We start from the raw sequence: 15,054 nt of genomic DNA on the forward strand, positions 1-15,054 counted from the left end.
ATAAAAATGTAAACGCATACAATCAAATAATGTAAGCGCTTGCATTTTCATTTTCGCACCCTATACTGACCAACAAAGTGTTAACAAATACCGAACCAATTCGTTAACGCAAAGTAACCAACAAGCTAAATGCGAACACGACATTTCGTTTACTAACAAGTGAATTCAGGGCGTTACCTATGAATCAAACTATAAAAACCACGGCTGGTTCTACAACCACCAGTCAACTTGCACTCGCTACGCTAACGTCGTTATTTTTCATGTGGGGCTTCATTACCGCACTTAACGACATTCTCATCCCCCATTTGAAAGCCTTATTCTCGCTTTCTTACACCCAAGCCATGCTGGTGCAATCGTGCTTCTTTGGCGCCTATTTTCTTATATCTATTCCAGCCGGAAAATTAGTGAGTGCCACTGGGTATCAAAAAGGTATTGGTGTGGGATTAATCACGGCTGCAGTGGGCTGCGTGTTGTTTATTCCCTCGGCGCTATTCACTCAGTACTGGATGTTCTTAGGTGCGTTGTTTGTATTGGCTTCAGGCATCACTATTTTGCAAGTTGCCGCAAACCCCTTGGTGACCATTATGGGGAACCCAGATACCGCTTCTAGCCGGCTTACCATGACCCAAGGGTTTAACTCATTGGGAACAACTGTTGCGCCCATCATTGGCGGTATAGTCTTATTCGGCGCACATGAAGGTATGGAAAACGCAGCAGTAGATGCAAATGCGGTAGTACTTCCCTATTTAACATTAGCCGCTGTACTGGTGGCTATGGCGGTGGTTATGGTGAAAGTAAAACTGCCCTCACCCACGCACAGTGAAATGGATGTTGCCACTACGACAGATACAGGTTTATTAAAACATCGCCACCTATCATTAGGCGCACTAGGTTTATTTTTGTACGTAGGTGCTGAAGTCGCCATTGGCAGCTTCTTGGTAAACTATTTTGGGCTTGAAAGCATTAAAGGCATGAGTGAAAGCCAAGCGTCAAAATACATCGCCTATTACTGGGGTGGCGCTATGGTAGGGCGTTTCATTGGCGCTGCGGTCATGCAAAAAGTGGCCGCGGGTAAACTACTCGCCGTTAATTCATTTGCCTCATGTACACTCATTATTGTTTCGGTATGCAGCAGCGGCAATATCGCTATGTGGACAATTTTAGCAGTAGGACTTTGTAACTCTATCATGTTCCCAACCATTTTCAGTCTTGCACTTAAAGGGCTAGGCCAAAAAACAGCACAAGCCTCTGGCATGTTGTGTTTAGCCATAGTGGGCGGTGCTATTGTGCCACTACTACAGGGTGTAATTGCTGACAACGCGGGTGTACAACTTTCTTTCCTATTGCCGGTTATTTGCTACTTATATATTGCTTATTACGGGCTTCGTGGTGCCACCGTTAACTTGGCTGCTAGCCACAAATAAACAAGGAATTTACTATGAAACTAAGTTCATATTCATTAATTGCCGCAGCATTAGTTATGGCAGGTTGTCAGCCAGCGAAAGACGAGGCTAGCACGCCGAAAACTGCGCAGACTGAGCAAGCAGCACAAAAATCAGTACCCGATTTTTGGCCTGAAATTACTTTTAGCACTGCCAATAGCGAAGCGGTAGAAGAAAAAGTAGACGCTATTTTAGCCACCATGACCCTTGAGCAAAAAGTAGCGCAAACAATTCAGCCAGAAATTCGCGATGTTACCCTTGAAGACATGCGTACTTACGGATTTGGCTCATACTTAAATGGCGGCGGTGCGTTCCCAAATAACGACAAGCACGCCACTCCACAAGATTGGGTTGCCATTGCTGACGCCATGTATCAAGCATCAATAGACGATTCTGTTGATGGCAGCACCATTCCTACCATGTGGGGAACTGATGCAGTACATGGTCACAACAACGTGATTGGCGCTACTTTATTTCCGCATAATATTGGTTTGGGTGCTATGAACGACCCTGCCATTATTACTCAAATTGCCGAAGCGACTGCCAAGGAAGTGCGTGCGACTGGCATTGATTGGATATTCGCGCCAACGGTTGCGGTAGCCCGTGATGATCGCTGGGGTAGAACTTATGAAAGCTATTCAGAAGACCCGGCCATTGTAGGCGCTTATGCCAAAGCCATTGTATCTGGTATGCAAGGCGATATTGCCAGTGGCAGCATTGATGATAGCCATGTTATCTCAACGGTAAAACACTTTATTGGTGATGGCGGTACACAAGGCGGGGACGACCAAGGCAATAACATTGCCGACGAAGAAAGCTTGTTTCGCATTCACGCACAAGGCTACGTTGAGGGCTTAAATGCTGGCTCACAGTCTGTAATGGCGTCATTCAACAGCTGGCATGGTAAGAAAATTCACGGCAGCAAATACCTACTTACTGATGTGCTAAAAGATAAAATGGGATTCGACGGTTTTATCGTAGGTGACTGGAACGGTCATGGCCAAATTGAAGGCTGTACTAACGAAAGCTGTCCTCAAGCTATGAATGCGGGTCTTGATGTTTTTATGGTGCCTACCAGTGCTTGGAAACCTTTGTATGAGAACACCATTGCACAGGTTAAATCTGGGATTATTCCTCAGTCTCGTCTAGACGATGCGGTACGCCGGGTATTGCGGGTTAAAGTACGTATGGGTTTGTTTGAGCAACCTTCTCCGGCTAACCGCGCGTTATCGGGCAATAGCGAGATTATTGGTGCGCAAGCCCATCGCGATATTGCCCGCGCTGCGGTTCGCAAATCTTTAGTAATGCTTAAGAACCAAGATGCATTACTACCACTAGCACCAAATATGAACGTGGTGGTAGCGGGTGATGCTGCCCATAATATTGGCAAGCAATCAGGAGGCTGGACTATTACGTGGCAAGGAACAGGCAACCAAAATAGCGACTTCCCAGGCGCAACCTCTATTTTTGAAGGTATTCAGCAAACCGTTAGTGAAGCTGGCGGAACGGCTACTTTATTTGAAGGAATGACATTTGATGCACAAGGTTCAACAGACAATAAACCTGATGTAGCCATTATCGTGTTTGGTGAAAACCCTTACGCTGAAGGCAATGGCGATATTTCAAATGTTGAATATCAACGTGGCGACAAGACAGATCTTGCCTTGTTGAAATCTTTCCAAGCCAAAGGTATTCCTGTGGTGTCTGTTTTCATTACCGGCCGCCCGTTGTGGGTAAACCCAGAAATTAACGCCAGTGATGCCTTTGTAGTAGCCTGGTTACCTGGCTCTGAAGGCCAAGGTGTTGCCGATGTTTTATTCACCAAAAAAGACGGTGAAATTAACTATCCAATGCACGGAAAACTTTCGTTCTCGTGGCCAGCCACCCCTACGCAAATCGTGAACAAAGATGACGGTAACACCGCACAATTTGCTTACGGTTATGGGTTAACGTTTGGTGATACCGATCCCATCGAAGCGCCGCTGTCTGAGTCGACTGGTGTTGATGCTAACGCGCCGTTACCTGCCCATGATATTTACGTACTTTCTACACAAAAACCATGGCAGCTAATAATTAAAGACGCTTCGGGTGATACGACTGTAACAAGCAATACAGTGGAATCTGAAGGCGCTAGCGTGCGGACCACCGACCGCATGGTGCAAGAAGATAGCTTGTCACTCACGTTTACTGACCAAGCTACTGTCGGCTTCTATTCACCTTTCCCTGAAGATATGCGTGATTACAGCGACGATGAGTCGGCACTTGTGCTAGATGTAAAATTGGCACAAGGCCTAGATAACCTTAGTGTGTCTATTGGTTGTAGTAGGAGTGATTGCGGTGTGTCGTTACCGTTGAATTCCTTCGCAGCTAATTCAACCGAGTGGCAAACGGTTGTTATTCCTTCACGCTGTTTCGTAGAAGCAGGCGCATCATTTGCTGAGCTTTTCTCACCATTTGCGCTTAACGCTAACGCATCGGCATCGTTATTGGTATCAAATGTACGCTTTGAAGCAAATGCTCCTAGTGATGATGCGCTAATGTCAGACATTGCGTGTCCATAGCGAGTGATTGCTGGGCTAGCGAGTTAATGTTTAGTTTAGCTGGGCTTAGCTTCGCCTATCTGGGCTTAAGTTAACCTTACCTAGCATCTAGATTACAAACATCAAAAACGGGAGCTTACGCTCCCGTTTTTTTATATTTATAAACTAGATGTTTTAGTTTTTAGCCGCGATAAAACTAGTCTGATCCTTGTGGCATTAGATGAGCTGGAATAGGTGCACGTCGACTTTGGATTTTGGGCCCATACCACGTCGTAAGGTAATCTAAGATGACAGGTTCAGCCTCACCTAAGGGCCATAACTTTTGTGTGCTTTGCATCCAGCGAATAGTTTCAAGCCAACGTTCGCGGCTCATTTGATTTTGCGAAATAAGCTTAGCGGAATGACAGGCAGTACAGTGTGCAGCCACCATATTATGCCCCGTAGCATCAACAAGCCCTGTCGCGGGGTTGAGCTTATGTTCATTAGCTAGCGTTACTAGTGATGTAGCACATAACACCGATAGCATTAGCGCGCTTGTCAGCCTGCTCATTGGCTACACTACCTTTACTGCAATGCGATGACACGCATTGTTTAAGTAACCTTTGGGGTTCCAACCAGGTAACACCATTGGCTGAGAACGGCCATTTGCATCTTCAGCTCGCGCCCAAATTTCATAGTAGCCAGCCTGCTTGAAGTTAATTTCTGAATTAAAGTGCTGCCAAGCATGCCTATTAACTGGCTTCGACAACGTACTTTGTTGCCAAGTTTGCCCAAAATCAATTGAGGTGAACACCTTGGCTATTGAAGCTTCGCCGCTCCATGCATGCCCGCGTACTGCCAACGCTTTGCCCTTGTTGTGATCGGCACCGGACTTGGGGTGGGTAATCAAGGATTTCACCGGCATGGCTTCAATAATACACATTTCGTCTTCTGGCACACTCGTGCCTGGTGCGACTGGTTTGCACGGCACACGATAGGCATTGCCGCCCATTTTCGCGCCATCGTGTACCCGATCGCGAATAACAATTTTCGACAACCACTTGCCCGAGGTAGAAGCTGGCCAGCCGCCAAACATTAACCGCATGGGGAAACCGTTCATTAGCGGTAGCGGTTCGCCATTCATTTCAAAGGCAATTAACGATTCATCTTCTAATGCTTTACCTATAGGCACGCCACGGGAAATAGCCGCTTTACCCGGCGTGCGGCTTAAATGTAAATCTTCACCGTAATAACCTATGTAGACTGCATCGTCTTTAATACCGACGGCGTTCAGTACGTCTTTTAAACGAACGCCTGTCCATGACGGGCAGCCTACCGCGCCGGTAGTCCATTGATTACCGCTGGCCGCAGGGGAAAATTCAGCACGACCATTACCACCACACTCAAGGGTGAGTTGGTAGGTGTAATGTTTAAAGTTCGCTTTAAGCTCGCTTAAGGTGAAGGTGCGAGATGCAGCTGCCGACTCACCTTCAATAGTGAGTGTCCACGCGTTTTCATTAAAATCAGTGGGGATTATTTCAGGCACAATACCGTTGTTACGCACAAATAATTTAGACGCTGGCGTAACCTTATCGTCAAGTAAATGCGCGGGTGTCTCGGCGTTAATAGGCCTGTCGTTTAGTACCACTAACCCATCTTTACCTTCAATACTAAAAGGCGTTTCAGTTTGCGCTAATGCAGCCGGAATAAGCCCTGCTGGCATAAAACGGCCATAAACTATTTCTGCACCTAATAACAAAGAGAGGGTTTTGAATCCCGATAGAAATCCACGTCGTGTTAACCCATCGGTTTTACGTCCGAATACTTGCTCGTCTGCGGCAATAGGGTTTTCGGCGTACAAGGCATGAATACCGGTTTCGTTCGCCAAAGTCTGCTGCTTTGATGATTCAGAATGCGTGCTCACACCCTGCTTAGATTTATTTGAGATAGGCACGCATTGCCTCCTTTACGAGTGCATTTCTGTCGACAACTAATTCAAGAAAAACTGATTTAACAAAGTTAGCTTAAAATGACTTACTCAAGTTGACTAGCTTGAGTAGACTAACTTAAAAACAAGTACCCCAATATGAGCAGGGCTATCCAAAGAGTTTCCGTCACAATAAGCACAATAGGTAACATGCCTACTTCAGCCAGCTTACCTAAGTTTGATTTCATACCAATGGCAGTGATTGATACTACAAGAAAAAATCGAGATATCTGTGAGCCTGATTCGATAACCACTTCAGGTAAGGTAACAAAACTATTTAATAGCATTAGCGCCACAAAACCCACAAGAAACAGTGGTAGCTTGGGCATTTCGCTATCCACATCCTGCGTGCTGCTATGTGCACGTTTTATAACAACCATCATAATCATGACCACAGGCAATAGCATGGCAACCCGAACCAGTTTGGTTAGCGTAGCCATATCGCCCGCGTCTTCAGACACTGAATAACCAGCACCTACTACTTGCGCCACATCGTGAATGGTACCACCTAGAAAAATGCCCGCTTCGGTATCGTTCATACCCAATTGCCCAGCAATAATAGGGTAAACAATCATGGCAATGGTAGACATAGCAGTTACGCCAATTACCGTTAGCAGCGTATCCCGCTCATGGTTTTTGCCAGCAGGTAAAATAGTAGAAATTGCTAATGCCGCAGAAGCCCCGCAAATAGCTACCGAGCCACCGGTTAATGCGCCAAAACGTTTTTGCATACCCACGCTTTTTGCCATCACTACACCCAACACTATGGTTGAGAAAATGGCAAAAGCCAGCATGGCTGCGGTTTGCCAACCAAGAACAACTAAGTCTCCCAAGGCAATACGCAACCCCAGTAATACAACACCAGCACGTAATAGCGTACTGGCGGTAAAATCAATACCGCATTTGCACACCCCATCGGCCTGATACAAAAATGAAATTGCCATACCCAGTAACAGCGCGAACAACATGGCAGGTGCGCCATAATGTTCACTTAAAAACAGCGCTGCCATACCGGTTATTGTGGCAATACCAAACCCAGGCCAAATCGATTTACACTTTGCGGCAAACTCAGTCATAACAATTAACGCTCAGCAGCGACAAGAGCAACTAATACTTGGCGTTTTCTTTCACCAGAATATGGGCGACGGCCATGCATAGCACGATAGTTATCAACTAACGCCACATCGCCGTCTTGCCATTCAAGGTCGAAAGTAAATTGTTGCGATAGCTCAGCAATACGCTCTAAACCCTCTTTAGGAATGGCAGAACCGTCACCAAACGTAATGGCTGAAGAGGGATTTTCACGCACCCCTTTCCATCCCATATAAGCAGCAATAAGCTGGTTATAGAAAGACTGTGATCCATCACCTAATTCAATTACTGCCGGTAACACTGGTGTAATAGCGCGTAAGCTGCCATCTTCCATCCACTCCCAACTGTAGCCAAGCTCTTTTAGCTTTGCCTCGCCTTCGGCGGTGCTTTCTACGCTTAAGGTGCTTTTCCAACTTCGGCCTTGCCCAGAATTAGCATCATCTGCTGCGGGCATAGTGGTAGTGTACTTCAAGCCTTTTTCAGCAAACTCGTTAGCTAACGCTGGATTTTCCGCTTTTAGTGCTTCAAATAATTTATCTGAGCGACATAGTGGCGTAGCACCCCCATTATCAGCCGCTGACTGGCAGTAAAAGAACAACTTACTGGGTGAAATTGGCGTTTGTGCCATTTCGTGATGCAAGAAAATCTCTACATCTTTAGGGGCTTCGTTAGCGGTAAATACTCGCTCGGTAAAGTTAATGCGTACCGCGTTAGACAGCGATTCTTTGTAGGTAAAGTTTGCATACCCGAAACCGGCCGAAAAGATATCAAAGGTTTCCGCTGAATTTAAGGGAAAGCCTCTAAACAGCAACGCCCCCGAAATGGCGAGTTGCGCTTCTAACTCAGCCTGGTTCTGTTGAATAAACGTCACTGTTTCTTCTACGGTTTTACAGCCATCGTTATTTACCACAATTTGCGGAAAAACTTGACCGTTGTAGCTGTGTTGAGTTGGCACATTGGCATATTCGATTGCGTTGCTCATAGTACTCTCCTAGTCGTAAATAGGGTGAAAACGATTAAAGGCAGCTTCACAGAAATGACCTGGATCGTTAAAGCGTCGGTTCATGTTAAGCGCTGAAATAGCCTGCATTTCTTCATCAGTAAGTTCAAAATCGAACAACGCTAAGTTTTCGCGCATTCTTTCAGGCTTCGACGTTTTAGGAATAATCGCATTACCACGTTGTACACCCCAGCGAAGCACTACTTGTGCAGGTGTTCTACCATGGGCAGCGGCGGCTTTTTTCACTACGTCTTGCTCAAGTACCGATTCCGTTTTATCCGCCATTTCTAGCTCTAGATAAGACAGAGCACCTAATGGTGAGAACGCGGTAACTTTCATGTCGTAGTCTTTCGCTAAACGAATCAAACGCTCTTGTGTAAGGTAAGGGTGAGATTCAATCTGCAACATGGCAGGCTTGATACGGGCGTAGCTCATTAGATCGTGCAGTAGCCCAGTGTTGTAGTTACACACACCAATACGACTAACCTTCTTGCTATCTACCAAACCTTCCATGGCTTCCCATGTTTTATAAAGTGGCACAGGCGCAAGTTCCATAGTGGGGTTCTCTTGCGTAGTGTCGTAAAACCACTCAGGCGGATAACGGGTTTCTATCGGCACAAATTTTTGCGCTATAGGGAAATGAATTAAATACAAATCGAGATAATCGAGTTGTAAATCACTTAATGTTTTTTCAAGTGCTAGCGGCACATGCTCTGGTGCGTGAAAGGTATTCCACAATTTGGACGTGATCCAAAGCTCTTCACGGGTACAAAGGCCATCTTTGATAGCACGCTGAATGCCTTCGCCAACCTCTTTCTCATTGCCATAATCAGAAGCGCAGTCTAAATGGCGATAGCCCGCTTTAATCGCTTCGTATGCAGTATCAGCACAGATAGCCGTATCGACTTTCCAGAAACCAAACCCAACTTCAGGGATATTTTCCAACGCGTTCATATCTTTAATCCTGTTTAATAAAAAAGACTTTAGTCTTGTATAAGACATAAGTTATTATAGGAGGAATGCCATGTCAACAAAGTGTTAACAAAATTAATTTGGCCCCCACTTTTTGATACTCGCGAAGTTGTTTTTGTGTTTATTTCGAAGTGACATTGTTGAATGACGGTGTACCGAACCCCTTATTTCAGAGGCCAAGTGTTAAATGGCATAGTCTTAGAGGGAGCTGTTCCAAAGGATATAGCTTTAAAGAGTAGAGCCTTGATGGAGCAGCGTTAAAAAGAAGCGATACGAACAAAGCATAGCGATATTAAACGGCCATGCACTAAGCTAGCAGAGGGATTGCTAGCGCTAATTTAATCAAGCTCTACTTGGTAATGATAGTGATCGCTTCTACATTTGCTCTCACGGTATTCAATCAGTTTTCCGTCTATAGACTCTGTCACGCGTGTTACCAGCAACAGCGGCTCGCCGGCTTTTATTTGTAAAAGCTTGGCATCGTTATCTGAGGCTAGTACCGCTTTAATACCGTCTCGGGTTTTAAATACAGTTTGATTAAAGTCGGTTTGATAAAAATGGTACAAGGTATGGGGAATATCTTTGCGTTCATGTATGCCAGCAAAGTATTTAGCCGGCAGAAAAATCGTTTCCAGCATACAAAACTCGTTGTCTAAAATACGGCGACGCTCGAGTTTTGTCACTCGCTCTTTGCCGGATAGATTTAACGCGGCTTGTACGTTTTTATCGGGGGATATGAGTTCTATGCCAAGTAACTCGGCTTTGGGTAGGTCTGCCCCCTTGCCGTCGGCTTGCAGCGGGAAGAAGCGAAACAGGGCATCTTGTGCAGTATGCTCGGAAACGAAGGTACCTACACCTTGGCGGCGTGTTACAATTTTAGTGTCGGTAAGCAAGGTTAACGCTTTACGAACCGTGCCTTGGCTAACATTAAATTCATCAGCCAGTTTGAACTCGCTTGGCAACATTTCACCAGGCTGCCACCGACGTTCCACAATGAGCTGCTTTATATATTCGGCAACTTGCTGATAGAGCGGTTGGAACGCAAGACTGGGACCACTTAATTTGTGGTCGAACTGAGATGAAGACATGAAACCCTAACCTAATGCTTAATTTTTGTTGTTATATCATACACAAGAGTTATAGCGCATTTTTGATGTAAATCACATACAACTACAGGTGTAGATGCAAAATGTTACTTGAAACCCTAGTACCTATGTTCATTCTATTGGGCTTTGCTACTGTACTACAAACCTTGAGCGGGTTTGGCTTTGGGTTAATGGTGGTATCTAGTTTTACCTTGTTTAATTTACTTCCTCTTACCGCCACCACTTTTTTAATTAGCGTTTTAGGACTAGTGAATTCAACCAGTATTGTGTTGAAAAATGTTCACCTGATACACCGCAAAGCCTTCACGCTTGTGTTGATTGGCGGTATCCCTTTTATTGCCGTGGGCTACGCCTTGCTTGAATATCTGTCCGCGGGACTGTCGGTTTGGTTAAATATTTTGCTTGGATTGGCAATATTAACCTGCTGTTTGCTACTCATTGTGAAAAGAAGCCAATCTGCTGCCTCTGGCAAAGGGTGGGGCTTTATAGTATCAGGCGCATTGGGTGGCGTATTAGGCGGGTTATTTTCTACTTTCGGGCCACCCGTGGTATTTCAGTGTTATCGCCAGAATTGGTCTGTGCACGAAGTGCGATATACTCTGCTGGCTATCTTTAGTGTTACCGCGCTTATTCGTTTAGCTATGGTGCCTTTTGGCACGTTACCCGATCAGACTACAGTTATATCTACCCTCTTTGCTATCCCCCTGATCTTAATATTTACGCGTATTGGTAGGCTGCTAGCTGCGCGGATTGAACCAAGCGTGGTAAGATTATTGGCCATTAGTACATTAGCGCTTAGTGGGATAACGTTAATTCTTCAAAATGTGCCCCACTTGTTAAACTAAGCACTGTATTGACTAATCACTACGTTAACTAACTGCTACGTTTACTAAGGCAGCATGTAGATAGCCGCAACTGTCAGTCGCTACCAATAGTATAAACGCCATTCCCCGTTTGTAATACAATGCGCACTTGTAATAATTTGCACTTAAAACTGTAATTGCTCGTTGACAGCCAAGTTACATTTCATTAACTTATGTCTTATATAAGACACGAAGAGTGAAGTGATATGAGTAATGCATTTTCGGTAACCGAGCCAGACTGGAACAGCATAAAGGCGGCGGACATTACCGCGAGCCCTTATCTAGTAGACGATCACCACCTAGCGGTGCCTACTCAATACGGCAGCTTACTATTTTCTATCAGCCAATTCGGCTTACGTATTCAGTCGAGCGGTGATAGTGCGACCCTAGTTGATGGTTTTGACTATGGCATGCTGGTTACCACACCGAATGCTGAGCAACTCGTGTTTTCTGGAGACGATAAGCACTGCACCATTAATGCCGGTGAATACCGTTTAGAACTGTTTTCTGCCCCGCTTCATTTCAAGCTTTATCGAAATGATATTTTGGTACAAGAATCGGCTACCGATGGGCACTTTGTGCGTCAACATCGCCTTCCTCCATTCGCCAAAACTGATGCCGGTTGGGTAATTTGTTTAGAACTTGGTGACGATGAATCAATCTACGGCTTAGGTGAAAAATGGGGCAAGCTTGATAAACGCGGTCAGTTGGTTCGTTCATATAATCACGATGCACTTGGCGTAAACACTGAGAAGTCTTATAAAAACACCCCTTACGCGTGGAGCCCTGAAGGCTGGAACCTTTTTGTCCACACGCCGACGCCAGTGGCTCATGGTGTAGGCTATGCACCTTGGTCGCAACGCGCGTACATTTGTGTGGTAGAAGACTACTTATTAGATATGTTTTTGTATCACTGCGATAGTCCAGCGCAAAGTATTCATACTTACAGCCGCCTTACAGGATTCGCGCCTGTTCCACCTAAATGGAGCCTAGGTGTTATTCTTTCTAAGGCCTACTACAAAGATTCCCAAGAGCTATTAGCCGTGGCCCGAGAAGTGCGTGAAAAGAACATGCCTTGCGATGTCATCACGCTAGATGGCCGCGCATGGCAAGATACCGATACTCGCTTTGCCTTTGAATGGGACCCTACTCGCTACGCCGATCCTAAGCCGATTCTTGATGAACTAAAAGCCATGGACTTTAAAATTTGCGTATGGGAATACCCCATGATTTCAGTGAAAAACCCGCTGTACGCAAAGGCAGCTGAAAAAGGCTGGTTAATTAAGGACAAGCGCACTGGTGAAGCTTATCGTTATGAGTGGGATTTAAGCCCGTTCGGTGAAGTGCTTACTCCACTACCCGATTCAGGTATTTTAGATTTCACCCACCCAGACGCTTACGAATTTTGGAAAGAATCACACAAGCCCTTGTTCGAATTGGGTGTTGATATGATTAAAGCCGACTTTGGTGAGCAGTTAGAAGATGACAATATGCTCTCATACAGCGGCGATTCTGGCGACCGCCTGCATAACGTATACAGCATGCTGTATAACCGCTGCGTATACGAAGCGGCTGAGAAATATTGTAAAACGGGGCCATTTCTGTTCAGCCGTTCAGCATGGACAGGTAGCCAACGCTTTCCAGCCCAGTGGGGGGGCGACCCTCAAGCAGACTGGCATGGTCTAGCTGCTAGTATTCGCGGTAGCCTTTCTTGGGGCATGTCGGGCGGTCCATTTTTTGCCACCGACATCGGCGGCTTCTATAAAGATACTCGTGACGCAGAATTATACGTTCGCTGGGCACAAGCATCAGTATTTTCTGCTCATATGCGTCTGCATGGCATTGGCCCTCGCGAACCTTGGTCATACGGCGAGGCAGCATCTGATGCCGTATTCGATGCGCTAAAACTGCGATATCGTTTACTGCCCTATTTAGAAAGAGCCACACAACAAGCCAGCGAAACCGGCTTACCTGTGCAGCGCTCTATGGCCCTCGCGTTCCCTAACGACCCACTAGCCCGTCAGTTTGAACAACAATTTATGTGCGGTGAAAGTTTGTTGGTGGTGCCTTGCATTGTGCCTGGCGGAAAAGTGAAATTCTATTTACCAGAAGGTGATTGGGTTCGTTTTAATGCCGATAGCGCTTCACCGACAAACGATGACACTTACCAAGGCGGTAAGTACTACGAGCAAATTTTAAGTTTAAATGAGCTGGCGGTATTTGTTCGCAAAGGTGAGCAAGTGGTTTTAGGGCCTGAGGTACAACATACCGAAATGGATATGTCTGCTACCACTATGTGGCCGCAATAGCCGCCGGAGTATTAGCATGAATGTGACGCTTACCTTACTGACCTGTATGGCCTTTATGGCCGTGGTCGCCATTATTTCGTACATGAAAACGAAAGGCGAAGTAAATACACAAGACGGCTATTTCTTAGCGGGTCGGGGGTTAACCGGCACCTTCATTGCAGGCTCTATGATCCTGACTAACCTCTCTGCAGAGCAGCTCATTGGCCTTAACGGCTCTGCCTTTGGGTACAATTTAAGTGCTATGGCATGGGAAGTTACCGCTGGTATTTCCACCATTATCATGGCGCTGATATTTTTGCCCCGCTACTTAGCGGGTGCTTTCTCTACCCTACCCGAGTTTTTACGTGACCGTTTCGATGACAACGTAAGAAGAATGACGGTAGTACTATTTATGGTCGGTTACACATTAATTACTATTCCTTCAGTGCTCTATTCAGGCTCTATTGCGGTACTTCGGTTATTCGATGTGCCCGGGTTATTGAATTTAAGTTATGAAGCCAGCCTTATTGTTACCATTATAATGGTAGGCAGTATAGGTGCCTTGTACGCCATATTTGGCGGTTTAAAAGCGGTAGCAGTTTCAGATACCATCAACGGTGTAGGCCTTCTTATTGTTGGGTTACTAGTACCTATCTTAGGCTTAATCGCATTAGGTGATGGCAGCTTCGCGGCCGGTCTAACTACTATTGCCACAACCGAAACTGAAAAGCTTAACGCCATAGGTGGCGCTGATGATCCCGTGCCCTTTGGAACTATTTTCACCGGTATGATATTGGCCAACCTGTTTTATTGGGGTACCAACCAATACGTTATTCAACGTACATTAGGTGCTAAGAACTTAATTGAAGGGCAAAAGGGTGTGTTGTTTTCGGGGTACTTTAAAGTACTCGTGCCCTTTATGATGATGTTACCTGGGGTGATTGCGTATCACCTTTATCAAAATGAAAACCTGCAAACTATCGACTTAGCCTATCCACATTTAGTGAAAGAGGTGTTGCCGCAATACTTGTCTGGTTTCTTCTTAGCGGTGTTGTTAGGTGCGGTATTTAGCTCGTTCAACTCGTTATTAAATAGTGCAGCCACACTGTTTTGTTTAGATGTGTACAAACCTTTTAAGAAAGATAAAGTGAGTGATTCTCAGCTAATTCGCGTAGCCAAAATTACCAGTTTAGTTATTGCGGTGGTGTCTTTCATTACTGCGCCGTTATTAATGCTGGCACCGGAAGGGTTGTGGCAGATTATTCGTATCTTTACCGGTTTTTATAACATTCCTGTTATTACCATTGTATTGGTCGGTTTATTTACTAAAAACGTGCCTGCCCTTGCTGCAAAGGTCGCCATTATCTTTCACGTCATAGCGTATGCCTTGCTGAAGTTCGTATGGCAAGTAGAGATTAACTTTATCCATATCTACGCCATTTTGTTTGCCATTGAACTTGGCATTATGCTGGCTATTGGTCACTTCTACCCTATGGCACAGCCATGGCGCTTTGTACCTAAAGCAGAGGTGGATATGACTCCATGGCGTTATGCCATTCCTTGCGCGATTGTACTGGTTGGTTTAATTGTGACTCTGTACTTAATGTTCTCACCGGTGGGTTTCGTGGGCGGTATCAGTAACGCCTTTATCCCTTCTCTAGTTGGCCTGTGGAGCACCTGCTTTGTCGCCATCGGCATAAGCCTTAAATGGTGGCGTGCCAGATACGAATTAGGGTTAAAGCGCCTAGCGCATCAATAATACTAACAGGCGGCCTTGGCCGCCTT

At 45.6% G+C, this 15,054-nt stretch carries 11 protein-coding genes; 5 read left to right on the forward strand and 6 right to left on the reverse strand.

Features of this window, described 5'->3' with window-relative positions; genetic code table 11:
- The first annotated feature begins 179 nt into the window (after window positions 1-179).
- Both AV939_RS18580 and AV939_RS18585 read left to right on the forward strand, forming a co-directional pair.
- Window positions 180-1,424: a sugar MFS transporter gene (locus AV939_RS18580; RefSeq protein WP_057795530.1), complete on the forward strand. Its 1,245-nt coding sequence runs from the start codon at window positions 180-182 to the stop codon at window positions 1,422-1,424.
- A gap of 14 nt (window positions 1,425-1,438) precedes the next feature.
- Entirely contained in the window at window positions 1,439-4,003 is a 2,565-nt protein-coding gene (locus AV939_RS18585; protein WP_082746072.1) for a glycoside hydrolase family 3 protein, read from the forward strand.
- Window positions 4,004-4,178: 175 nt separating this feature from the next.
- Here the strand turns inward: AV939_RS18585 and AV939_RS18590 are convergent, their stop codons facing one another.
- The 6 genes from AV939_RS18590 to AV939_RS18615 all read right to left on the reverse strand — a co-directional run bounded on the left by AV939_RS18590 (window position 4,179) and on the right by AV939_RS18615 (window position 10,100).
- The gene (locus AV939_RS18590; protein ID WP_061998011.1) at window positions 4,179-4,532 is read right to left on the reverse strand and encodes a hypothetical protein; all 354 of its coding nucleotides are present in this window, start codon (window positions 4,530-4,532) and stop codon (window positions 4,179-4,181) included.
- 3 nt (window positions 4,533-4,535) lie between these two features.
- Window positions 4,536-5,885, reverse strand: a complete 1,350-nt coding sequence (locus AV939_RS18595) for a sulfite oxidase (protein ID WP_061998236.1) — start codon at window positions 5,883-5,885, stop codon at window positions 4,536-4,538.
- Window positions 5,886-6,022: 137 nt separating this feature from the next.
- Window positions 6,023-7,024 carry a YeiH family protein gene (locus AV939_RS18600; protein WP_057795524.1) on the reverse strand — a complete coding sequence of 334 codons (1,002 nt, stop codon included), beginning with the start codon at window positions 7,022-7,024 and terminating at the stop codon, window positions 6,023-6,025.
- A 5-nt stretch (window positions 7,025-7,029) separates the two neighbouring features.
- A complete protein-coding gene (locus AV939_RS18605; protein WP_061998012.1) occupies window positions 7,030-8,022 on the reverse strand; it encodes a TauD/TfdA family dioxygenase in 993 nt (330 codons plus the stop codon).
- Between the two features lie 9 nt (window positions 8,023-8,031).
- Window positions 8,032-8,994 (reverse strand): aldo/keto reductase, encoded by a 963-nt coding sequence (locus AV939_RS18610; RefSeq protein WP_057795520.1) that lies wholly within the window; start codon window positions 8,992-8,994, stop codon window positions 8,032-8,034.
- Between the two features lie 356 nt (window positions 8,995-9,350).
- Entirely contained in the window at window positions 9,351-10,100 is a 750-nt protein-coding gene (locus AV939_RS18615) for a GntR family transcriptional regulator (protein WP_057795518.1), read from the reverse strand.
- Between the two features lie 101 nt (window positions 10,101-10,201).
- Between AV939_RS18615 and AV939_RS18620 the strand changes: the two genes are divergently transcribed.
- From AV939_RS18620 to AV939_RS18630, 3 genes are all read left to right on the forward strand, one after another.
- Complete coding sequence (locus tag AV939_RS18620) at window positions 10,202-10,963, forward strand: sulfite exporter TauE/SafE family protein (protein ID WP_061998013.1); 762 nt, start codon at window positions 10,202-10,204, stop codon at window positions 10,961-10,963.
- Between the two features lie 224 nt (window positions 10,964-11,187).
- On the forward strand, window positions 11,188-13,290 hold the full coding sequence (locus AV939_RS18625) for a glycoside hydrolase family 31 protein (protein WP_061998014.1): 2,103 nt from the start codon (window positions 11,188-11,190) through the stop codon (window positions 13,288-13,290).
- Window positions 13,291-13,306: 16 nt separating this feature from the next.
- Window positions 13,307-15,028 carry a solute:sodium symporter family transporter gene (locus tag AV939_RS18630; RefSeq protein WP_057795512.1) on the forward strand — a complete coding sequence of 574 codons (1,722 nt, stop codon included), beginning with the start codon at window positions 13,307-13,309 and terminating at the stop codon, window positions 15,026-15,028.
- Window positions 15,029-15,054: the final 26 nt, after the last annotated feature.

The sequence above is a fragment of the Alteromonas sp. Mac1 genome, assembly GCF_001562125.1.
Lineage (GTDB): Bacteria > Pseudomonadota > Gammaproteobacteria > Enterobacterales > Alteromonadaceae > Alteromonas > Alteromonas stellipolaris.